Origin of the sequence: Paenibacillus alkaliterrae (assembly GCF_021532375.1) — a bacterium.
Taxonomy (GTDB): Bacteria; Bacillota; Bacilli; order Paenibacillales; family Paenibacillaceae; genus Pristimantibacillus; species Pristimantibacillus alkaliterrae.
Map to the genome: position 1 here is coordinate 15,601 of NZ_JAKGAP010000003.1, position 23,438 is coordinate 39,038.

At 50.2% G+C, this 23,438-nt stretch carries 19 protein-coding genes and 1 pseudogene; 8 read left to right on the plus strand and 12 right to left on the minus strand.

The window, feature by feature from the left end; all coding sequences use genetic code 11:
- Positions 1-36: 36 nt before the first annotated feature.
- The 5 genes from L1N85_RS01920 to L1N85_RS01950 all read right to left on the minus strand — a co-directional run bounded on the left by L1N85_RS01920 (position 37) and on the right by L1N85_RS01950 (position 11,474).
- Positions 37-1,818 carry a glycerophosphodiester phosphodiesterase gene (locus tag L1N85_RS01920; RefSeq protein WP_235234393.1) on the minus strand — a complete coding sequence of 594 codons (1,782 nt, stop codon included), beginning with the start codon at positions 1,816-1,818 and terminating at the stop codon, positions 37-39.
- Positions 1,819-1,987: 169 nt separating this feature from the next.
- The gene (locus tag L1N85_RS27480; protein ID WP_328285137.1) at positions 1,988-6,292 is read right to left on the minus strand and encodes a rhamnogalacturonan lyase family protein; all 4,305 of its coding nucleotides are present in this window, start codon (positions 6,290-6,292) and stop codon (positions 1,988-1,990) included.
- Between the two features lie 263 nt (positions 6,293-6,555).
- Positions 6,556-8,691, minus strand: a complete 2,136-nt coding sequence (locus L1N85_RS01940) for a right-handed parallel beta-helix repeat-containing protein (RefSeq protein ID WP_235234394.1) — start codon at positions 8,689-8,691, stop codon at positions 6,556-6,558.
- 167 nt (positions 8,692-8,858) lie between these two features.
- Positions 8,859-10,193: a DUF445 domain-containing protein gene (locus L1N85_RS01945; protein ID WP_235234395.1), complete on the minus strand. Its 1,335-nt coding sequence runs from the start codon at positions 10,191-10,193 to the stop codon at positions 8,859-8,861.
- A gap of 6 nt (positions 10,194-10,199) precedes the next feature.
- Positions 10,200-11,474 carry a DUF445 domain-containing protein gene (locus tag L1N85_RS01950; RefSeq protein WP_235234397.1) on the minus strand — a complete coding sequence of 425 codons (1,275 nt, stop codon included), beginning with the start codon at positions 11,472-11,474 and terminating at the stop codon, positions 10,200-10,202.
- Positions 11,475-11,577: 103 nt separating this feature from the next.
- On the opposite strand from L1N85_RS01950, the gene L1N85_RS01955 reads away from it, so the two are divergent.
- The 7 genes from L1N85_RS01955 (at position 11,578) to L1N85_RS01970 (ending at position 13,819) form a co-directional block, all read left to right on the plus strand.
- Entirely contained in the window at positions 11,578-11,868 is a 291-nt protein-coding gene (locus L1N85_RS01955; RefSeq protein WP_235234398.1) for a hypothetical protein, read from the plus strand.
- 14 nt (positions 11,869-11,882) lie between these two features.
- Entirely contained in the window at positions 11,883-12,113 is a 231-nt protein-coding gene (locus L1N85_RS27800) for a COG4315 family predicted lipoprotein (RefSeq protein ID WP_407946303.1), read from the plus strand.
- Positions 12,076-12,156 (plus strand): hypothetical protein, encoded by an 81-nt coding sequence (locus L1N85_RS27805; RefSeq protein ID WP_407946304.1) that lies wholly within the window; start codon positions 12,076-12,078, stop codon positions 12,154-12,156. Before L1N85_RS27800 ends, L1N85_RS27805 begins: the two co-directional genes overlap by 38 nt.
- Entirely contained in the window at positions 12,134-12,487 is a 354-nt protein-coding gene (locus L1N85_RS01960; protein ID WP_268818110.1) for a cupredoxin domain-containing protein, read from the plus strand. The genes L1N85_RS27805 and L1N85_RS01960 overlap by 23 nt, the downstream gene beginning before the upstream one ends.
- Before the next feature lie 64 nt (positions 12,488-12,551).
- Positions 12,552-12,680 carry a cupredoxin domain-containing protein gene (locus L1N85_RS27035; RefSeq protein WP_268818109.1) on the plus strand — a complete coding sequence of 43 codons (129 nt, stop codon included), beginning with the start codon at positions 12,552-12,554 and terminating at the stop codon, positions 12,678-12,680.
- Positions 12,681-12,977: 297 nt separating this feature from the next.
- Positions 12,978-13,562, plus strand: coding sequence for an anti-sigma factor (locus L1N85_RS01965; RefSeq protein ID WP_235234401.1), 585 nt, complete (start codon positions 12,978-12,980; stop codon positions 13,560-13,562).
- Between the two features lie 74 nt (positions 13,563-13,636).
- Positions 13,637-13,819, plus strand: coding sequence for a hypothetical protein (locus L1N85_RS01970; RefSeq protein ID WP_235234402.1), 183 nt, complete (start codon positions 13,637-13,639; stop codon positions 13,817-13,819).
- Here the strand turns inward: L1N85_RS01970 and L1N85_RS27485 are convergent.
- Together L1N85_RS27485 and L1N85_RS01975 are read right to left on the minus strand one after the other, a co-directional pair.
- Positions 13,784-13,891 (minus strand): annotated as a pseudogene (locus L1N85_RS27485) (hypothetical protein); the annotation flags it as partial. The gene L1N85_RS01970 and the pseudogene L1N85_RS27485 sit on opposite strands and share 36 nt — an antisense overlap.
- Positions 13,892-14,085: 194 nt before the next feature.
- Positions 14,086-16,449, minus strand: a complete 2,364-nt coding sequence (locus L1N85_RS01975) for a glycoside hydrolase family 95 protein (protein ID WP_235234404.1) — start codon at positions 16,447-16,449, stop codon at positions 14,086-14,088.
- A gap of 101 nt (positions 16,450-16,550) precedes the next feature.
- Between L1N85_RS01975 and L1N85_RS01980 the strand changes: the two genes are divergently transcribed.
- Positions 16,551-17,375 (plus strand): helix-turn-helix domain-containing protein, encoded by an 825-nt coding sequence (locus tag L1N85_RS01980; protein WP_235234405.1) that lies wholly within the window; start codon positions 16,551-16,553, stop codon positions 17,373-17,375.
- 193 nt (positions 17,376-17,568) lie between these two features.
- Here L1N85_RS01980 and L1N85_RS01985 read toward each other — a convergent pair whose 3' ends face one another.
- From L1N85_RS01985 to L1N85_RS02005, 5 genes are all read right to left on the minus strand, one after another.
- On the minus strand, positions 17,569-17,724 hold the full coding sequence (locus tag L1N85_RS01985; protein WP_235234406.1) for a helix-turn-helix domain-containing protein: 156 nt from the start codon (positions 17,722-17,724) through the stop codon (positions 17,569-17,571).
- 101 nt (positions 17,725-17,825) lie between these two features.
- A complete protein-coding gene (locus L1N85_RS01990) occupies positions 17,826-19,472 on the minus strand; it encodes a type 2 periplasmic-binding domain-containing protein (protein WP_235234409.1) in 1,647 nt (548 codons plus the stop codon).
- 47 nt (positions 19,473-19,519) lie between these two features.
- Complete coding sequence (locus L1N85_RS01995) at positions 19,520-20,419, minus strand: carbohydrate ABC transporter permease (protein ID WP_235234410.1); 900 nt, start codon at positions 20,417-20,419, stop codon at positions 19,520-19,522.
- Between the two features lie 18 nt (positions 20,420-20,437).
- On the minus strand, positions 20,438-21,352 hold the full coding sequence (locus L1N85_RS02000) for an ABC transporter permease (protein WP_235234458.1): 915 nt from the start codon (positions 21,350-21,352) through the stop codon (positions 20,438-20,440).
- A 381-nt stretch (positions 21,353-21,733) separates the two neighbouring features.
- On the minus strand, positions 21,734-23,416 hold the full coding sequence (locus L1N85_RS02005; RefSeq protein ID WP_235234414.1) for a type 2 periplasmic-binding domain-containing protein: 1,683 nt from the start codon (positions 23,414-23,416) through the stop codon (positions 21,734-21,736).
- Positions 23,417-23,438 lie beyond the last annotated feature (22 nt).

Consider the following 23,438-nt stretch of genomic DNA (forward strand, 5'->3'; position numbering starts at 1 on the left):
ACCAGCTTGCAACCTGCTGCAGAGCATGTCTAACACCTACAAATTAAGCTCAACCATGCTTTGGGCGCGGGAAGGATAGTCGGTAATGATGCCATCGATCTCGAATTTCAGCACTTCCTTCAAATTGCGCTCGCTATTGACCGTCCACACCCAGACCTCCCGGCCGTTTTTATGCGCTCGCTCAACAAGCTGCTCCGTCAGGATCACCTGCTCAATCGTATAGAAATCGACATCTAGAAGCGATAAATCCCCTAATGCGAAATAAAGAATTTGACCGATCCTGATATCGGGATTCAGCTGCCTGATTTGCCTCAGCGAAAGCTGGTCGAACGATTGAATGTAAACATCCTGTACCATATCGAATTGTTCAATCAGCGACACGACCTGCAGGACAAGCTCATCGCCGGGTCCATATGGCTTAAGGTCTATGAGCAGCTTCGCTTTCCCTTGCGCTTCAGCCAGCACCTCGGCCAGCATCGGAATTCGCCGCGACTCGTCTGCAGCATCCTGCCGGTTGTCGATATTCAGCTTTGAAAGCTGGGCATAGGTAAGCTCGCTAACCCTCTTCGCAACCCCGGTCATCCGCCTGAGATCATAGTCATGATGCAGCACGACGACGCCATCCTTCGTTAGCTGCACGTCAATTTCAACGGAATCAACCCCCTTATCTATCGCACTTTGAACGGCGCGGAGCGAGTTTTCCGGGGCCGCCTGCATATCGCCGCGATGAGCCGATACGAGCACGCTCCATTTGACATAAACCAAGCTGTCATTGGCCGCATAGCTTACAATTAGCGCTAACGCCAAATATACCGCAATGGTCGACGCATAAATCATGCGCTTTCTCGTTCTTCCCTTCAGAAAAGCCGCCATACGCCGCTCGAGCGATCCCAGCAGCCTGCTTCGGTACAAGGGCAGCTTATCAAGCGGCATGACGCCTTGACTGCGGCTGAAATTATAAAATAACCGGGTCAGCAAGATGATATTGACCGGCACAAGAAGCAGCGTAAACATATACGTGAGCACGGTCGATAACGTCAGCGAATAATGATCCGATATCGCTTTAAGCACATTCATGTTCAGCCATGAGGGCAAATACGAGATCGAGGAGATCATGATAAAGCCAAGCATAAATATGAGCGCATTAAGCAGAAATAAGTTTACGAACAGCTTGAAGCGTTTGCCCTTTGTCAGGGCCAGGCTGCTTCTGACCGCCAGGAGAATGGATTTTCCTTCAAGCATAATGAAATGCAGTACGAATATCCATCGCAGTATCGTATAAACGGCTGCTATAAAGAGGAGCGCATATATGGCAAGCCGTATGTCAGAAGTGTTTAGAATCCGGCTGTTAACGAAAATCGGCACATTAAATAATCCGTAAAACCAAGACGATATGGGAGAATCGATAAACGGCACGAGAAACAAGAGGAAAAATAACAGCTGGATAATCCCGAACCCAAACAGCTTAGGCGTTTGGCGGAGCGTCGTCAGCACCGCATCCGCGATTAACACATTTTTGCCGAAATAATGCTGCTGAGCGATCGTGATGATAACGCCGAATTCGATAAAAAGCACAAATACCGCTATCAGGCAGATTGCGATAAGTCCAAATACGCCCGTATAGCTGAGCCCTACTTCATAGACCTCGCCGTTTAGCAGGGAGCCTGATCCCACCACGCGAATAATTCGGTTCAATATAAAGGTGAGTATTGGAATGATGGCGAAGCTCGTTAGAATCATGAACAAATATTCGAACAACAGATGTTTTTTATAGGTTGCGCGAAAGTCTTGCATGCTTTTCCAAAATAGCTGAAGCATAACCGTTCATCCTATTCTTCAACATGATTATGAGCGTAGAGGATGGCTCAAAGCAGCTTGCCATTTTCCCCTCTCTGTCATTATACTCATCATCCTCCCCTGGAGTCGAATTCTCGACATAGAAAAAAGCACCGGCGCATCATTACGAAGCTCGCCGGTGCTTTCCTGATTATCTCAACTGAAACAGCCTATCTATAATTACCGCTGCCTGCGCTCTGCTTGCTTGGCCTTTCGGCGCGAAGCGCCCTTCTCCGACGCCTTGAATGATGCCGCCGGCTTTCATCGCCTCAATCGCTTCCATGGCGTAACCATCGATCATCGCTTTGTCAGTGAATTCGGCTGCGCCTGTCGTTCCATCCAGTCCCAGCCGAAGCTGCGAGGCTGCGCGATAGGCCATTACCGCCATATCCTGACGCGTTATCTCATCTTTTACACCAAAGCTGCCGTCCATTTTTCCTTGCACGATGCCCAGCTTTTGCGCTGCCGCAACGGAGCTGTAATACCAGCTTCCTTCCTTCACGTCACTAAGCGTGCTCGCTGCTTCTTCATCTGCCAGATCAAAAGCATGCATGAGCATTTTCAAAAATTCCGCTCTCGAAACATTCAGATTCGGTTCGAATGCCCCGTTTCCAACTCCATCGATAACGCCTCTTGCCGCGAGCGATTCAATACTGTCCTTCGCCCAGCTTACGTGTGCGATATCGGTAAAGCTGATATCGACATACGCTGTAGCATATTTGCTGAAATGATCCGGCTTGAATTCTGCTTTACCCGTTGACGGGTTATACGTTCCGTCCTTCACGATGTGCAGGCTGCCGTTATCATCCATGAAATAAATAACGATAAGGTTTGGATTTTCGCCAGCCTTCAGGGTATAGTCGAGCTCCACCTTCACGCCTCCACCGAAGCTGCCTACCTTCTTGCCGTCAACCGTAAGGTTGAAATCATATACGGCATGATCCCCGAGCTTCTCCTTCGTTTGCTCAGGCAATGAAGCGACATCGACCTGACTTACTGATAGCTCCACCTTTGCGGATGTGCTGCTTAGGTTAGACGCAAGCAAAGCTTTGTCTATCGAAACCGTCGCCAGTCCGGTACGAACCTCAACCGAATCGATCGCTTCTTCTGCAGCCGTTAATAGCGATTGTGCAGGCAGCGATACTTGAACGGATTTCGCAGCCTGATTGGAAACAACCTCGATAATGACCTTCTTGTTCGCTGCCGATTCCACAGCCTTCGTTATGTCTGCCGCTTTAAAATCAGCCAGCGCTTTGCCATTCGCATCCGCGACAACCGATTGCTTCAAACTGCCGTTCTCGACAACCGTTGTCGTCTGCGGCGGGATATAGCCGACGGAACCCTCCGTGGCCACCGGCTTATCTATCGCGTTCGCGCGAATATTAGGTTGTTCCGGCGCCGTCATTCCCGTTCCGAGGAAAAAGCTCGTATGCGGCGGCTGATTGTAGGCCGTATTTTGCCATGCGATGCCGAGTCGGTAGACCGGATCATGCATAAGCGTATGAATGCGGTGCTCGGTAATGTCGGTTGTCGTATAAATTCTGAGCGCGCTGCTGTCCTCCGTACGGAGGATGACCTCTTCCCTCCAGTCGCCCAGCAGATCCGCCTGAAGAACCGGATTTCCTTTTGTATCATTGTTGGAATAGGTGCCTTCAAATCTCTCGAGCGGTATCAGCGTGTTGTTCACATAATCCCATTTGTCGATTTTCGGAGTTCCTACTCGCGTTGGATCGCCATGCCATTCATGATCCAGCAGCTCGCGGCTAAGATCGCCATCCCACCAGATCGCGAAGTTCGAGCTCGGAATTTGATTCGAAATTTTCTTGCCTTGCGCGGAGAACAAGCCGCCGGTTGCACTATTCCATGCGCCGTCGATCGACCACACCTCCGCTCCCTCGTATCTAGGGTCTATATCGGCCGACAGGCCTCTGCCCGTATCGATTCCGGTCTGCATTTGCCCCCAAATGACTCTTCCGGTCCGCGCATCCTTCACATTCGACGAATATTTTACGGACGTGTTTTCCTGTACAGCAAACAGCTCAAGACCTAAACGATTAGGGTCCAAATCGCCCAAATGCATCGCATCTCCATGACCGAGACGCGAATTCCATAATCCCGTACCGTCATCATCAATCGCAGCAGGGCCCGTTATGATTTCATCACGTCCATCATTGTCGACATCCGCGACGCTTAGCTGATGATTTCCTTGTCCTGCGTAGCTTTCGTTGCCTGCCGTATTCGAATCGAACGTCCAAAGCTTCGTCAGCTTGCCGTCTCTAAAGTTGTAGGCTACAAGCACCATCCTTGTGTAGTAGCCGCGCAGCATAATGACGCTGGGCGTTTCGCCGTCCAAATAAGCGATAGCAGCTAGGAAACGGTCAACGCGGTTGCCGTAATTGTCACCCCAGTCCGCAACATTTCCGCGTTCCGGCTCATATGCTTCAGTTGCGAGCACTTTGCCTGTTGTTCCTTCGAAGACCGAAAGGAATTCAGGTCCGGTCAATACATAACCGCCCGCATTACGATGATCCGCAGCCGCATCGCCGATCACAGTGCCTTCGCCATCAATCGTGCCATCTGCTGTACGGAAGGTTACCTCCGCCTTGCCGTCGCCGTCCAGGTCATACACCATCACATTGAGGTAATGGGCTCCGGCACGAATATTTTTGCCCAGGTCAATGCGCCATAGCCGTGTCCCGTCTAACTTGTAGGCATCCACAAAGGTATTGCCCGTATAGCCGCTATGCGCATTGTCCTTGGAATTGGTAGGATCCCATTTCAATATGATTTCGTATTGACCGTCGCCATCAAGATCGGCTACAGAAGCATCGTTTGCGCGATAGCTGTATGCTTGTCCGCTAACGGTTACGCCATCCGCCGGCTTTTGAATCGGAACGTGCAAGTAATTCATATCCCAGACCTCGGCAAATTCCGATTGGCGCTGTTCAACTCCGTCTAGGACTGTTCTAACGAAATAAGTAGAATCGGCCGTCCCTCCCTCATCCGCATAGTTCGTGCTGCCCGTAATCGGGCTTGCGTTTACCTTCGCTCCATCCCGGTAAAGGTTAAAGGCAATAGAAGCAGGATCGGTGCCAAGCAAACGCCAGCCGACATAGACATGACCCTCTTCCTTAACGGCAACGATGCCCCGATCCAAATTTTCCATTTGCCTTGCAGGAAACCGCACAGGCGTTTCGCTGATCTCCACGCCGCTTGACTCCATCACTTCCTCGCCTTCGTAAGCGAATGCGCCTTTTACGATAAAGTCATACGCCATCCCGTTTGTAAGACCCGATATCGTCGAGATATATTTCCCCTTCGGCACGGTGTCTGCCAATACGAAAGAGCCCTCTTCATTTTTCATATAAATACGGGCTTCCCGATAGTCAGGATCTTTCGGTTCCTCCCAACCGAGCAGCACTTTGCCGTCTCTGGCTTCCGTTGCTGCATAATTGACGTTCGGCGCTTTCTCCAGTCTATTTACCGTGACCGTATAGGTTCGATTAATATCCGTGTACTCGCCGGAGGTTACCGAAGTACTAATCGTTGTCGTATTGCCTGTTAACGCGACCGTTGCCGCGTTTCCATTCTCTACGCCCATCTCTCCTACCTTCACCGCAACTCCGCCGGGATTGCTGGCAATAGGCGCAACTGTCAGCTTCTCAACTGAATAAGGAACATCCATCGTGTAATTATTTACCTTCGGATCGAACGGAGGTACGATCTCCGGGCTATATTTTCCAGCTTGCAGCGCAAGGCTCGTAAGCGCCAGATCGAGCGCTTTTACACTGACATTCGTCAATTTAAACTTGCCGCCGCCCGCGTTCACGAAAAATCCGAAGCTGCTGATTTTATCCCGCGCGCTATAGAAAGCATCCGGCCATTCGACCGTATCATTCGTCGTCAAATCCGTAATCGTCGTCTTATATGTTTTTTGCGGCGCATTGAACACCATCTTGAAGCGATACCAGTGAGCCGTATCGTAGCTGATCTGCTTGTCCGAATTATGGCGCTTAATAACGCCCCCATCAAGCTGATAGCGCAGGACGGCGGCGCTTGTCGCATTGATATTGCCATCCATCACCCACAATGTTCCGCCCTTGCTTGTCGGAATGTTCACATCGAATTCGATGATAACGCCTCCGTTTTGTGCGGCGAACCGTTGGCCGAAATAAGAGGACCCCGTCAGGTCGTGGGTTATTTCCGCATATGTCAAACCCGTCGCTGTATCCTTGATGACTTGGATATCGGGGGCAGTTCCGAGCGTTGACCATTTATTTCCGCTTCCTGCCGTAAGCTTTCCTTCGGCATAAGTGCTAAAGTCATCCGATACAAGTACCGCATCCGCAGCATGCGCCGGCATTACGTTTAGCGGCATCAAAAGCGACATGACTAACATACAGCTTAAAAACTTCGATAAGAGCCGTTTACCATTCTGCTTGCTTCGAGTCTGCATTTCTTCATTAACCTCCCAAAAAATCTGATTGTGAACATTCCTTCTCAAATCCGGTTGGTTCCCTCTTCCCTTTTCCCTCGGCCTCCTTTCACCGAATTGAAAGCGATACCATTTCAATTATATGGATATTTGTCCAAGACTCCATTTAAAAACCAGATATAAATGATTAAAAACTAGACTATTTTCGGTTTTATAACGCCGCATGCGAGCTTAAAGCACAAAAAGCTCCGACCGCAAAGGGTCAGAGCCTTATTTTGACTAGCTTATTTTAACGTATTGTTGCTGACGGCATCGTTGCTCTTCAGAGACAGCTTAGCCTTGTGCAGCGTGTTATTCTCTATCGTGTAAGGGGGCGCGCCGATTCCTGCATTTATAGTAGAGATGCCGATGGCGGCGTTATTGGAGGTAATGGTATTCCCGCGAATAATCGCCTTCAAAATATCATGCTTCTCCTTTCGTTTCCAGTAATCGTTTATTCTAATTAATTCAAGACTCGTATTCGTCAGCTTGCCCGCGTTTATCGTATTGTTCTCCAGCAAGACGCTCTTCGCGGCTTGAATGCTGATGGCCTGCGTGTTGCCCAGCACTTCGAAGGTCGAATTTTTGATCGTGAGATCGAGCTTCGGATGCTCGCCTACGAAATTCGCGATTAGCGTCGAGGCGGATTTAAAGGAACAGCCGTCAAAAACGTATTTACCTGCGGAAGCGGCATGAATGATGCCGAACTTGCCTCCCTCCGCTCCCTCGAACACGCAATTATTGTAGGTGCCCGGCGGAAGCGACAAGCCGTAAGTCGTGTTAAAGCCGATAACCTTCAGGTTGTCGAAAATGCTGCCCTCGGCCGAGATGCCCGAGAAGGAGCGCAAGGTCGATAGCCCGTTAATCGTCAAATTTTTAATATGAACCGGCTTTCCCGCCAAGGAAAGGCCGGAATTGCTTATTTTATTGTTCTTGATCGTAACGTTCGAGACGGCAATGCCGAACGGCACCTTGGAGTTTACGGCAAATAAGGAATCCGTGAATTCCATGCCGTCAATAGTAATATTGGGACCTTCCAAGGTCGTAAAGGAATCATTCATCTTGTTATTCAAGAAATCAACGTCATGATAAGCGATAATTCTTGTTCCGTCAAAATGATTATTTTTGATCAGCGCTCCCTTGAACGGTTCGGACACTGCAAGGCCGATGACTCCTTTCGAAGCCAAATGATTATCCTCGACGGTCGCATCTCTGCCATCGTAGAGAATGACGTCATACGAGGCGTTATTATAAAACTTGTTGCCCTTGATCGTAATATTGCTGTTTCGATGGCCGTTCTCTCCGAAGCCGCCCTCCACATCAATGCCGGACTGCGGCATCGTGCCCTTCATATCATGAAACGAGCTGCCCGTAATCCATACGTTATCGGCGCCGCCAACCGTAATGCCTTGTCTGCGGTTAAACGCGAACTCCGAATTTTTGATCACGACGTCCTGCGTTACGACCCGATTCCAAAATTCCACGTACGCGCCCTTCGTCGCGGATTGATTGAACACGAGATGAAACTTCGCCGCTCCCTCCGGGATGGTGAAGATATCGCGCACTCTTTTGCCTGCCATCTTTTGGAGGAAGGTTCCATTCGCCTTATAGAAATAAATGTCGAAGCCCGCAGGCAGCTTTATCGGATTCGACAGCTCGAATTCGCGCTCGCTTTTGAAAATCGCATTTGTGAAGGTAAGCGGATTCTTCGTACGAATTTTTTTCGCATTCGCGACTTTTTTTCCTTTGCCGTCGAATTCTCCCTGCTCGAAATGATTCGCATACAAATCCTGAACCATCGTTCCATGACCGCCGAGCACAAGGCCGTCACCCGTAAAATGGGTAGCCTTGACACCGTCAATGGTCAAATTAACCGCGCCCTCCGTCGCGATGCCATAGCCGCTTTCATGGGTTCCGGCCGAGAACTGATGGTCCTTTTTCGAATAATCATGCTTATCCTTATCCCCTTTATAGACGCCGCCCTTCAGCGTAACGTTGTTGACGCCGTAGCCGATATACATCAGCTGATAATGCTCTTTGCCGTTCGTCTCCTTCTGAAGCACGGCATTCTTCGGCAGTTCAAAGGTCATGTTGCTAACCATGTTAATGCGGCTGTTTTTGTCAATCAAATATGTGCCGGCCGGCAGCGAGGTTACGGTTTTGCCATTTTTGCCGGCCCATTTCAGCGCATTGTTTATTCCTTTTGTCGTTTCCACGGGACGCGTGCCGTCATTACGAATGCCAAAGCGCGACAGCTCGATTTCATACTTCTTCTGAACCGCCGAAGTGGATGTGCTGGTAGGAACGACAGCCGATGAATTGGACCAAACTCCCGGCACCGACAGCTGTGCCGCAAGCAGTAAGACTAGTAATAATTTCATAAGATTCTCTTTTACCTCCGATTTCTGTCATAACTAAAAGATTCTATTTATGGACAAACGCTCCACATAGACCTCTTCACTATAACATCTCGGAAATTCTTTATAAAGAACATCGCAATCAATTACGTTCGTTTTTCGAAAAATGATTCTTTGCTCCTACTTCGCAGCTAACGTAAATGAAGCAGCGGCTCATAAATACCGTACAACACGATATAAAACGCCGCGCCAAGCGCCGCCCCGATATAAGCCCCGTTTAAGCGGATGCGCTGCAGGTCGGTCTCGACCTTGCTTTCGATAAAATGAACGAGCCGCTGCTCCGTGAAGCTGTCCAGCGTTTTGCGCACGATCAGGCCGATGACCGCATGCTCCGTCTCGATAATCGTGTGGACGAATCGCTGTGCGTACTGCTCCAGCCAGCTCTTTGTTTCCTCATTGGATTTGAACCATTCCCAGTAGGATTCAATAAACCGATTAATCAGCTGCTTAATATCCGCTTGATTAACCGTATGTTTATCCGCGGCCGCAAGCTGCATGCCCGAATCCTGTGTCAGCAGATGCCTGAACTGGCCGAGAACGGCCTCAATTGACGGAAGCAATGAGATTTTCCCAAGCATCTCGTCTCTCCACTCGTTTATGGCAGCGGACACATCCTCCCGGTTCTGCAGGTTATCGGCAAGCTGATAGACCATCGTCTCGAGCAGGACACGAAGCTCATGCTTCGGGTTTCTTAATTCGTTAATGAGCTTTTGCAAATCGTCATACAGCGCGTTCGAAGCATCGTCAAGATTAAGTGCATTCGTGGATTCCGCGATTTCTACGGCCATTTTTTTGAGCCACTTGGAGAACACTCCTCCCTGATTCACGAACTTATCCTTCTCTCTCGCCAGCATTTCGCGTATAACAAGCTTCGTTTCTTCGCCGGCAGCACGCCCCGCGGCATATTCTACGATCTGACTGAGCCAACTTTGAAAATCACCCTTATCCAGTACCCATCTGAGCGCTTTCCCTGCATAGGGGGACAAATTCATTTTGCTTACGCCCTTGCGCGCTTGCTCATCCACTACGATGGATAAGCCTTTTAAATCAAGCTTTGCCAGCATGCCTGACAACAGCGTCCAGCCCTGCTCCGCCATTACGCCTGCAGGGCGCCGGTCGATCCAGGCAATCGCGATTTCCACAAGCGATATTTGCTTGACCTTCTCCTTTAGCAGGTCTTTACTTAGCAATTGCTGCTCAACCATACTCGCCACGCCTTCGATCAGCTTATCGCGATTTTTCGGAATGATCGCCGTATGCGGGATCCACTTCCAGCCGAACGGATGGCGGAATAATACCGTAACCGCGAATAAGTCAGCTAACGCACCGACTAATCCAGCCTCAGATGTATAGAGCAGCATGCGGGCCCACCATTGATCCGGAAAAACATATACACAGCAAGCGGCGCCAACGAACAAGACGGCTAGAAGGATGAGGCTTCGATTCGCTTTTTTTCTCATGGCCATTTCCTGCTAACCTCCTATCCAAAATGTCGCAAGATGCAGCACGACGCCAATTAGCGCGCCGACTCCAATGCCGTTTATGCGAATATACTGCAAATCCCGTCCTGCTTTTTCCTTCACGAGCTGAATAAGCTCCTCCTCGGAGAAGGTATTCAGCTTATCGGTTACCGCTTTGCCGATGTAGGAATGCTTCTGCTCCATCCATTTCAGCAGGGTAGACTTCACATAGCCGTCAAGGCGCGACAGCATTTGATCATTGCCTGACAAATAAACAACGCCTTGATGAACCTTTTCTTTAATCCAAGGATAGCGGTCACGCTCCCCCTCCGCATTCGCCGCCGCTGCCTGCCGGAGCTTCTCTAATCCTTTTTGAATATAGGCGTCAAGCTTGATCTCGTCTTTTACCGCCTGCAGGAGCTTCGCTTTGCCTTCCTCGATCCGGTAACGAAGCCGCTCATCCGTTCTTAACCGTATAACAAAACGTTCGATATACTGCTTGATTTGCTGCCGCTGCGGATGCTCCTCCGAAGCAAATTGACCCAGAAACTGCACCAGCCATTCTTGTATTTTCCCGCTAATGTTCGCTGATTCTAATCCGGCCGTAAAATCAATGAGCTTTCTTCTGAACTGATCGCCCTCGTAGGATTTAATGGCGGAATCGACGATTTGGCCGATAATCGACCGAAATGGAGCCGACTTCACGATCTTCATAAGCTCAGGAATCATGAACGCAATGATGCGGTCATCATATCGGTTGCGAATCGTCCAGTCGCCAATATCGGCGGCCAGATCAGAAACTTGAATCGTATCGGCATTCTCGAGCAGAAAGGTTTGAACCGTTTTGGCCAATTCCTGCAAATCGATCGTCGTAATCACATCATCCGCTGCCTGCTGCAAAATGTCGTTAACGCCCTCTTCCCCGCCGTGCTGCTTTAAATATGCAACGATAACGTCCGCGATATTGTACTCGTCCAGTCTCTCCTTAATGTTAGGAATAGTGAGCAGCTCATTCTGCACCATCATGACAAGCTCGCCTATGAGTCGTTCCCGGTTGCGCGAGATGATGTTAGTCCCCATCCAAGCCGGCCATTTGATTCGCAGCGGGTTGCCGAACAGAGCGCTTATCGCAAAGGAATCGGCCAAGCCGCCAATCGCAGCCGCGCTGAACAGCGAGAACAGCAAGCCTCCTGCAAAGGTATGATGAAATGGAAAAGCAGCTAAAATGCCGATAGCCGAGCTGAGCAGCATGAGATCCGCTTTTTTCTTAATGCTGAAAGACTTCATAGGCAAACTCCATTCTGGATGATCGTTATTCTCATGATTATCCCATATTCAGGGGGTATGAAACAATGGAGCGCTTCCTACCTGGTACATCACAGCGGACTTCATGCAAAAAAAAATGTCCATTCGCTCAAACCGATTCCCGCTCGCATTCGGCGCATCGGCACAAGACCAAGACTCGATAGTCAAGACGGATGCAGAAACTGCAGCTGAGCTTGGTTTGCTGCTCGGTGACGGGAGCGGCGTCAACGCAGCCTATTTAGGCAAGCAATCGACCAGGCTGCAAGCCGCGATCATTTCACTGCGCCTTCAAGGACTTTTAGAGGAGGCTGAGACGTTGTCGGTACATATGGCAAGCGGCGCAACGCTTTTTGGGAAATTGCAATCCAGAGAGTGATTTCCGCATCAGCTATGCTGCCAGACGATCAAATCTTATTGCAGAGCAGCGACAAATTGGGGACATTCTTCACCAATAAAAACGGTCGTACGCTGTATTTCTTTACGAATGATGCAGATGACCTGAATTCCTGCCAGAATCAATACTTAAGCAATTGGCCGGTTTTTGCAAATACCGGGCAGCTTGAATGCCGGCGATTTCTCGGTACTGACTCGTGCCGACGGTACGAAGCAGACAACCTATAAAGGTTGGCCTTTGTACTACTTTGTACGGCAGCAGGCGATGTAAAAGGCGAAGCGGTCGGCGGCGTATAGTTCGCGGCGAAATCCGACTATTCCATCAGATCGGAACGACAGCACCGCAGGTCAAAACATACAAAGTTGACATAAAGGAATTTTCCTTCGGGACGGAGCCGTTGACAGTTGAGGCCGGTTCCAAAGTGGTTTTCACCAATTACGATGAAATGAAGCATAATGCTGTTGCGTTGGACGGCTCATTCGAAACACCTCTCCTCGGCAAAGGGGAGTCCTTCACGATCACATTGGATAAAGCCGGAACTTACGGCTATTTCTGCGAGCCGCATAAGCAATTTATGACGGGCAAAATCATTGTAAAATAAGAAGAGGTGATAAGCTTCATGCCAAGACAGCATCGAACATCAAGCTATACCTGAGCTTCCTGTTTTGTTTAATCCTCGTTTCCGCATGCAGGATGAGGTCGGCCATAGCGCCACAGCGGATAACGAATCCTTCGATACCGGCATGCTCGGTCAAGACATATCGAAAGAGGTAACCTTCTCTGAGGAAGGATAATTCTCTTATTACTGCTTGCCGCATCCGGGGATGAAGGGAACGATTATCGTAGAAGCCAAATGATCGGATGATTAGGGGGAACCGTATACGGTTTCCCCTGGCTACCAAGAATGTCCTTTTTTACAAGAAGAATCTCGATAAAGTGCCTTATGGCGCGCTATACTCGATTTGTACAATAACTTATCGCTTTCGAGTCCTGTTAGGCGCGCTATACTGGATTTGTACATTCCCGATTGTGCCGACTGCCAGGCCGCAATCAAAGAGCTTCGCATCGTATGGGAGGCGTTACCCGAAACCATGGAACGATTCGAACCGCCAAAAGATTTGAAGAAGCAAGTCATGGGCGCCGCCTTAGCTGTGGAGAGAGAAAACGATCATACTAGTTTTGCAAGAAAGCCTATTTTCCGTAAAAGATGGAAATCGATTGCCGCCATTGCCGTCGTATCCGCTTTCTTCTTCATAGGCTCCATCTGGAATTATCAGCTTTACCGCGAACGTTCGGCTGCTCCCCTTCCATTGGAGCAAGCATTAAATATTCCCGCTGCCCAAATTGAGCGTTTGGTTTCACTGAAGCCGGAAATGGCGGAAACCACTCGCACCTATGGTGTCGCCTGCATTGTCGATAACGGGCAGAACAAGCAGTTCATCGTATATGTGTTCGGAGTGAAAGCTTCAAAGGATACGCAAGCATACCAAGTATGGCTGCTCCAGGACGGCGAGCGCAGAAGTGCCGGTACGTTCCGCGTAGACGAGCAGGGGATCGGCGTATTGGCTTTGCCGATCGCTGCGGATAGCCCCAGCTTTGATTCGATCGGCATCAAGCTTGAACCGGATGATCGCGGTGATCAACCCCGCGGCGAAAAAATGTTTGGATCCATTTGATGGAGAAAAGAATATTATTCATTGAAATCAACCACAATACACTTGGAATAATACAGAATGGAGGTCGATCCCTTATGAAACCAGATCAGCTAAACGTTTCTAAAGCTGAAAAGCAGCCGAATGTCTTCAACAATTTAAACCACACGGGAACAAGTTATGTACAGAATGCCATAGAAAATGCACAGGAAAACAATTCAATACATGATGAAGCAGCAGCAAATTTAGTAAAACAAGTTTTGCAAAATAAAAAAAGTTAAATCGAATAACGATGTGGGAATAACGCTGTTATCCGCCGCGTAAAGACCGGAAATGCCATGAATTTGGCCATAAGAATCCGTTACCTATGTATCGGGATCGTACCCCAGCTCTCTAAATCGGGTTTTCGCAACCTGCGTATTTACTTGATCGAAGTAGCTCCAGAAACGCGGCAGGGTCAATTGCTGCAATATAATTGCAAAACGCGCGGATCTATGGGAGACCGCGCGCTTTGACCAATTATTTGGCTTCCTTAACCAGGTGGGGATTAACCCGCAACGAAAGTATAGAGTCTTCCTGCTTCCGTCACGAGCTGAAGCTCTTTGCTCGCCGCTTCGTCCGCTCCTTGAAGCATCAGTGGCACGCCGGCTGAAATTGTACAAGCTCCGCCACTGACCGACAAGAGCACTAGCTTCACAAGCGCTCCTTCCCGCCAGCTCATGCCGATTTCGAAGCCGCCGCGGGCGCGCAAGCCCGAAACCTCACCATCGGGCCACACATCCGGCAAGGCCGGAAGCAAATTGATCATGCCCTCATGCGATTGAAGAAGCATTTCCGCCACGCCTGCCGTGAAGCCGAAGTTGCCGTCGATTTGAAACGGCGGATGCGCGCCGAATAGGTTCGCGTAGACGCCGCCGCCCGTCACGCCTTCTTTATCGCTGTCGACCAGACTAAGCAAATTTCCAATCAGATTATGCGCGCGGTTACCGTCGCCGAAGCGTGCCCACAGGTTCAATTTCCAAGCCAGGCTCCAGCCGGTGCCCTCATCCCCCCGTCGCTCCAGCGAGCGCTGCGCCGCGGCAAACCATTCAGGCGCCGCTTGCTCTGTAAGCTCGCTGCCCGGATATACGCCGTACAAATGCGACACATGGCGATGGTGAACATCCTCATCCTCGAAATCCATAAACCACTCCTGCAGCTGCCCATATTTTCCGATCCGGTAAGGCTGCAAGCGCTCCCTTGCCGCTTCCAGCCGTTCGCGAAAAGCCTCATCCTCACCGGTCAATCCCATTGCCGCGATACAGTTCGTGAACAGCTCGCGAATGAGCGCCATATCCATCGTGACCGCCTTGCTGACGGCCGTCTTCTTGCCGTCCGGTCCGATAAACTTATGCTCGGGCGAGGTCGACGGCGAAGTTACCAGGTATCCGCCGGCATCCTCAATCAGCCAATCCAGGCAGAACATCGCCGCTTCCTTCATCACGGGGTAAGCTTTGCTCCGGAGGAACTGCACATCTCTGCCGAATTCATAATGCTCCCATAGATGGGCGCAAAGCCATGGCGCCGCCATAAACCAGCTTGCCCAACCCGGATCGCCGTGCCCATATGCTCCGACCGGTGCCGCTTGGCACCAGATATCGCTGTTGTGATGCGCGACCCAGCCGCGCATGCCGTAATTTTCGCGCGCGATGACTGCGCCGGTCTTCGCCATATTCCCGATATAATCCAGAAAAGGTCCGTGACACTCGGATAAATTGCAGGTTTCCGCAAGCCAATAATTCATCTCGGCATTGATGTTAAGCGTATAATTGCTGCTCCAAGGCGGCCTGATCTCTTTATTCCAAATGCCCTGTAAATTCGCCGCCTGGGTACCCGGCCTCGAGCTCGCAATTAGCAAATATCTGCCGAACTGGAAGAGCAGCTCGACGAGTTTCGGATCCTGCGCGCCGTAGGCAGCCACGCGCGCATCGGTCGGTAAATCAGGCGATAGGCCGGCATCTCCCAGACTGAGAGCTACGCGTTTAAACAAAGGACGGTAGTCATCGAGATGTGATTGGAGAAGCTCTTCATAATTTTTTGCCAGCGCGTTTGTTACATACCGTTCCGTCAGCGGCGAAGGATCGATTCCGTCCGTGCGAGGATGACGGTCAAAGCCGTTAAAGCTTGTTGCCGCGCTAAACACGAGCGTCGCTGCCGCTGCTTCCACAACGTGAATGCCATCATGGTCAACGTACGAACGTCCCCCCTCCAGCGACAAGCCCAGCCTGCCTTCGAAAAGCATCCCGGACTCGCTATAATCGATCGGATTATCGGTCCTATAGTAGTTGGGATCAACATTAGAAGGACATTCGCCTGCTAGCACAAAAAAATCGCCGTCCGTGCCCGTCCGATGCTTCAGCCTGCTGTCAAGCCTGACCGTAAAGTTCAGTGCATTCTGGCGATCCGCTTCCAATCGCAGCACGATTACCTGATCGGGATAGGATATAAAACAGCTTCTCCGATATTTCACTTGACCGATTTTGTAGCTAGTCGTTGCAACCGCATCCTGAAGATGAAGCTTGCGTTCATATTCCGTTGCCAAATCGCCATGCTGGAAGGTTACGGTCAAGTCTCCAAGCGGCATATACGATTGCGTATAGGAACCCATCGTTTCCTTGCAAAGCCTGTCCGCTTCCTCGTATCGCTCCTCGTCGATTAAACGGCGAATTTCCGGCAGCAGCGCGGCGGCATTCGGATTGGAGCCCGTCTTCGGAACGCCAGACCACAGCGTATCTTCGTTCAATTGCAGCCGTTCGGTCTCGATGCCTCCGAACACCATCGCGCCAAGCCGCCCGTTGCCGAGCGGCAGCGCCTCCTCCCAGACCGAGGCCGGCTGCTTGTACCAAATTCGATTTTCTATCAACGTTTTCATCCACTATTCCCCATTTCGTGCGTTAGCCTTTTATTTGGTCGGTCAATCTATTACTATAAAATAGACAAGTCAAATTTCCCGGATGCAGGTGGCCGTTAACGATGCAAGAAAACGAACAATTTGCCTTATCCGATTTGCTGCAATCGCTGCAAATCGAGCTGTTGGTCGCTCATAAGACCCAGGTTACCCATAGCTGGGGGGAAACGGATTCCGTCCCCGAATACAACAAACTTTATTTCATATGCGAAGGCGAGGGCTGGATCCGCATCGGCGATGTGGATTATTACCCGAAGCCCGGACAGCTGTTTCTTACGCCTGTTAACTGCCGGAAATCATTCTCCGCATTCAGCGGACGCCCGTACTTGAAATATTGGTGCCACTTTCACATCACGGCCGGTCCATTTGACCTGTTTCAGTGGATCGGCGTTCCGCTTTGTATAAATGTGGGCGATCCAGCCAGAATGACGGACTTGTTCCAAGATCTCATCAGCTGTAATCAACAGCATACGATCGTTGCCAGACTGCGCGAAAAAGCGCTGCTGCTGGAGATCATCGGCCTCTTTCTAGAAAGCGTGCCGGTTCGCGTTCTGCAGCATCGCAGCGGCGAAATGAATCGCTTGAATGTCATTCAGCATTTTGTAGACAACAGGCTGCATACGGGCATCACCGTCGATCAGATGGCTGAAGCCGTACATCTTCATCCCAACTATTTTATCTCCTATTTCAAAAAGCATTTCGGCATTCCGCCTTTAAAATACGTCAACCGCAAACGAACGGAACGGGCGAAGCAGCTGCTCACATCAACTCCGTTAAGCATCAAAGAAATAGCCGATCGGACAGGCTTCAAAGAAACGAATCATTTTACAAAGTTTTTCCGGAAGGAAACGAATCTGTCTCCGACCGAGTACCGGAGCGCATATTCCTAAAGCACCCTGTTCCTCCCGCTACCCTGATTATAAAAGCGCATTCATGGCATGGCGATGGAAGAAACTAAGGTATAGGTGTATAAAACTAACTCGCCTTGCCTATGCGCGTATTCGGCATCTCCAGCAGCGGTACCCGGCAATCGAAGAGGATCCGTTATTTCCCTGCAGCATAACTTTATAGCAGCATGATCCTTTAGTCCATGCTTTTCTTCGAATTCTGGCGGTAATCAATCGGCAGTTTGCCATACATTTTTTTAAACATATCGCTAAAATGACGGGCATTATTATAGCCGACCTTTTCGGCAACCTCGTAAATCATCAGATCCGTATTTCTTAGCGGAGTGACCAAGGATATCCCTACTGATTGAAGGCATCGGCTGCGTGCTCTTTTGTCGGCCTGCATGCTACAAAAAACCATCATCCTTAGCGAAAGGATGATGGTCTTTGCTCTTATTTTTTTTTGCTGTCATAAGCATTCTGATAGATTTCGAGATAACGCGGCAGGTTTAGACCTTCAAAGCCCTTCACGTAGTTATCCCACTCCGCATCATTTAATTTCTTTGTTCCCGTCACGAATTGCGCCATATTCGACCGTACGTAATCATTGATTTGCGTACGGAGCTGATTCGCTTCCTTAGCGTCGTTCGACTCCATGAAGATGGTCAGCGGGAACGTTTCTTCCGGCTGCTTGTTTTCATAGTTTTTCGCGGTTTCCAAATACAAGCGGTATTCATAGCCGACTTGGGAGAACGGATCTTCCGGTACGGCCCACGATTCGCGAATATCCCGTGTTCTTCTCGTAATGCCCATTTGATCCCATGTGTCGTTGAACGTCGTGCCGATATTCCAGTATTCCGGCTTCAAGCTGTACTTGGCTTGATTGCCGTGCACGTCCTTCTGGCCTTCCTTGGCTTTTTCCCAGTACTTTCCTTCCAGCCCATATTCATTCGTAATCGCATGCTCTTCGGAATACAAATAATCCGCCATTCTTATCGCTGCAATGGCTTCTTCTTCCGAGGCTTTGTCCGTGATCGCAAACTGTCCGTTGCCGTATGCCTTGTAATATCCCGCGAAGGCTGTGCCGTTCGGCCCTTTGAGCGGCGGGACGGTAATATACTCCTTATGCCGGTTTTGGCCTTCCGTCAAGCTGAAATACATGCCGATATGGCCGGCAGTCACGCTGCCGCTCACGTTGTCGCCAGAACGGTTGCCTACTTGCGCCATTTGATCGTTATTTTGTGTGAAGGCTTCCTTATCGATCAGACCTTCGCTGAACAGCTTGTTTACATACTCCAATCCTTGACGCCATTCCGGCTGGCTGGCAGCGAGCCCAACCTTCCCGTCTTCCATAAAGAAGAAATCTTCATCGTTATTATAGATAAACGAGTTCATCAGGAAGTTGGAAGGGATGCCGCGCCAAGTGTTAAAAGCGCCGGACAGCGGGATTTCATCCGCTTGGCCGTTGCCGTTCGGATCCTTCGTCTTGAATGCTTTCAGCACCTCATAGTACTCGTCGGTTGTCGTCGGCATTTCAAGGTTCAATTTAGCCAGCCAGTCCTTGTTGATCCATAATTTCTGCGAATACCAGCAGTGGAAGCAATCGTTAATGTGCGGAAGCGCGTAGATGTTGCCGTCCGGAGCCGTAATGGCCGCTTTCAAATCGGCATCCTCTTCGAATGCCTTCTTAATCTCGTTCCCGTATTTCTCGATCAAGTCGTTCAGAGGAATCAGTATGCCCTGTTTGCCATAGTCGATCTGTTCGGCTTGCGTGAAATTGCCGGAAAGAAAGACAGCCGGATAATCGCCGCTCGCCATGGTCAATTTTTTCTTATCGTTGGCATTGGCAGACGGAGCGGCGTCAAATTTGAACTTGATGTTCAGCCGATCCTCGATAAATTGGGTTACCTTGTTTGTGCCGACGTCTTCGATCCGGGGCGGTACTGTAATGAAGGTGTTCAGCGTAACCGTATCTCCTTCTCCATTCTGCGCATTCGTGCCCCCGGCGTTATTTCCTCCGGATCCGTCGCTGCAGGCGGATAAAAACATCGAAAACGCGATAACCAAAACCAGGGTGATCGAGCTTGTCTTTTTTTTCAAAGCAGACTCCTCCTTTAAGTTTTGTGAGCCGGAATGATCCGGATTAGCTATCCTTTTAGCGATCCGATCATAATGCCCTGGACGAAATACTTTTGAACGAAAGGATAAATGGCCAACACAGGCACCGTCGCGACGACAATGAGCGAGAATTTCAACAAATCCCGCAAGCCCTGCATCGCCGCCATTTGATTCGCGTCCACCATCATGCTCGCGTCGATCGAGTTCAGGATGAGGATATTCCGCAATATGATCTGCAAAGGAAACAGCTCCTGCGATTTCAAGAAGATGAGCGCATCGAAATACGCATTCCAATGCCCGACCGCATACAGCAGGACCAGGACGGCAAGAATCGGTTTGGATAGAGGCAGCACGATCCGCCACAGAAAGCCGAAATCGCTGCAGCCATCCAATTCAGCGGCCTCCCCGAGCTCCTTCGGAATCGTCGATTGGAAGAAAGTGCGGGCGATGATGACCTGCCACACCGCCAATGCGCCCGGGAGCAGCATCGCCCATCTTGTGTCCAGAATCCCCAGCATTTTAACCGTCAGGTAATAGGGAATCAGCCCTCCGCTGAACATCATCGTAATGACCAGAATGACCATGATGAAGTTTCGGCCGAGAAAGGTGCTTTTGGACAGCGGGTACGCCAGCATCACGGTCATGCTCACATTGATCAAGACGCCGAAGAACGTGTAGAAGAGCGAATTGGCATATCCTGTAAGGATCTGCGGGTTGGAGAAAATCGCCTTATAGCCCGCCAGGCTCGGCTCGACCGGGAACAGCCACACCCTGCCGCTGATGACGGCCTGCGGAGAACTGAAGGAAGAGCTGACAATATAAATGAGCGGATAGAGCACTATGATGAGAATGAACAGCAGAAAGGCGTAGACAAGGAAGAGAAATAGCTTGTCGCCCATCGACTCTTTGACTGCCACCGGTTTATTCATCTCGATTCCCTTCCTCCCTTACCAGAGACTGTTGTCCGATATACGTCTTGCAAAATAATTGACGGCCAGCAGCAAAATGAGATTGATGACCGAGTTAAACAGGTCCACGGCTGCCGAGAAACTGAAATTGGCCCCTAACAAGCCGATTTTGTAGACGTAAGTGGAAATAACTTCCGACGTGCTCGTATTAAGCGGATTTTGCATCAAATAGATTTTTTCGAAGCCGACATTCATAATTTGCCCGACATTCAAAATAAGAAGAATGATGGCGGCGGGCATGATCCCCGGTATGTCGATATGGAGAACCTTCTGAAAGCGGGAAGCCCCGTCGACCTTAGCCGCTTCATATAAATCCGGGTTGACCCCGGCGAGCGCGGCAAGGTAGATGACTGCGCCGTAACCGATGCCCTGCCAGACGTTTGACCATACGAAGATGCTGCTGAAAAAATCCGGAATGCCCATAAAGTTAATCGATTCCATCCCCAGAAACTTGACGATCGAATCGACGAAGCCCAGACGCGGAGACAAGAAGAGAATAATCATCGAAACCATGACGACGGTGGAAATAAAGTACGGTGCGAACGTCACCATCTGCACCGTTTTCTTGAATCTCGCATTTCGGATTTCATTTAATGCGAGAGCCAAAATAATGGGCGCCGGAAATACGATGAGCAGCGAATACACACTGATGATCAGCGTGTTCTTAATTAGGAGCCAAAAATTCGGGGAATTGAAAAAATCCGAGAAGTTTTTGAGCCCCACCCATTCGCTTCCTGTAAAGCCTCTTACCGGGCTGAAGTCGCGAAAAGCAATCTGTGCGCCGTACATCGGAATATATTTAAAAATGACAATGTACGCGAGCGGCAGCAGAACGAGCAGGTATAGCTGCCAATGCCGTTTCATTTTTCTGGCCGGACCTTTCAGACGAACCATTCTGTTCTCGCCCAAGCCGATCCGACCCGCTTTCTTTACTTCCAGTCCTCCGATTGATGGTATGATCGTCGACCACTTCCTTTCTGGATACGATGAGGTTTGGTATCCACGATAATGGAATGGGGACGAGGGGGTCAACGAACAGTATTCAACCAGGAGACGAATTTCTGCAGCCGCTTGCTTTTCCAGGCGATTGCCGGAACGTACAACTTTCCGCTGACGCTCAATATTCTGCCGCGCCGCTGCAGGCGCCGTATGCCGTATTGATGAACGGCTGCGGCTCTGACGAATGCCTATCTGCCGCTCCGTCGCCCCCCGCGGCATACGAAGGGGCTGTCCCGAAAAGTCATCTTGACTTCCGGGACAGCCCCTTGCGACGCGTCATGGATTGCGTTTGTAGTTGTCGTAGGCTGTTTGATAAATAGACAAATACCGGTCAAGCTTCAAACCATTGAACCCTTCCAAATAGGCGTCCCACTCCTGCTCGATATTTTTTGAGCCGGTTATAAACTGCACCATGGCGGATTCAATATAATCGTTGATTTGCACCCGCAAGCGCGCTGCTTCGACCGCTGAGCCCTGTTCCACATAAACATGAGCGGGAAAAACCTCTTCCGGCTCTTTGCCCGCGTAATTTCTGGCCGTCTCCCCGTACAAACGATGCTCGTAGCCTTCCATGGAATACGGATCCTGCGGCACCGCCCATGATTCCCGAAGCCCCCTGTCCCGGTAAGAGATGCCCATTTGGCTCCAGCCTTCATTCTGCGTTAAATGACCGAAGTATTCGGGATTTACCTTGTATTTTGCAGGCCTTCCGTGCTCGTCGACCTCTCCGGGCTTACCTTTGCGCCACCACAAATTTTCCGGTCCGAATTCGTTCCGTATGGCCGCCTCTTCCGAATACAGAAAATCGGCCAGCCGGATTGCCGCTGCCGCTTCCGTCTCCGTCGCTTTATCCGTTATCGCGAATTGACCGTTCTCCACCGTGTTGAAATAGCCGGCCGCCTGATAGCCATTCGGGCCGATTAACGGCGGGATCGTATGATACGCTTTGTTTCTTTCTTCATCCATTCCGCTGAATGCCATCCGAATATGACCCAAAGCCGCACTTCCGAGCACATTGTCGCCACTATGGCTTGCCAACTGGATCAAGCCGTCAATCGTCTGGGTAAATGAGGACGGATCGATCAATCCTTCGCTGTAGAGCCGGCGAATGTAGGCAAGCCCCTCCTTCCATTCCGGCTGTGCCGCGGCCAGCCCCACTTTGCCGTCCTGCATATAAAAGTAATTGTCGTCCGTGTTATAAATAAAGGCGCTCATCAAAAATCCCGTAATTTTCGCATGCCAGGAATCGGTTGCCCCGGACAATGGAATTTCATCGGCTTTGCCGTTGCCATTCGGGTCCCTCGTCTTAAAAGCTTTCAACACCTGATAGAATTCCTCCGTTGTTTCGGGAGGCGCCAGATGCAGTTTGTTCAGCCAATCCATGTTAATCCATAGCTTCTGTGCGTACCAGCAGTGAAAGCATTCATTAATAGCCGGAAGGGAATAAATTTGGCCGTCGGGGGCCGTAATCGCCTGGCGCAGGATGGGCTTCTCGGCAAATATCCGTTTGATGTTGTCCCCATATCGGTCGATTAAGTCATTCAGAGGCTTCAAAATGCCGGACTTGCCGTAGTTGATTTGTTCATCCGGTGTCAGATCGCCGTTAAGAATAATTGCCGGGTAATCGCCGCTGGCAAATAGCATCTGCTTTCTTTCTTTTTTGGCGGCTGCACTGGCGATCACGAATTCAAACTTGACATTCAGCTTTTCTTCCAAATATTTCGTAAATGTGTTTGTATTCAGATTCTCCACAACCACCGGAGGTGCCGCGAATGCCGTTAACACGATCGGCTTGTCCGATATGGGGAACTGACCGGCCGGATTTATCCCGCTCTCGGGGGAGATGCCTTTATCCCCCTTGCCCGTTTCCGAATGGGCTTGAAACAGGGAACCGGTCATGAGCAAAATTGCGGAGGCGATCAGAATCATGCCGACAATCCATTTATGTTCAGATTTCAAATGCAGTTTCCCTCCCTGCCCT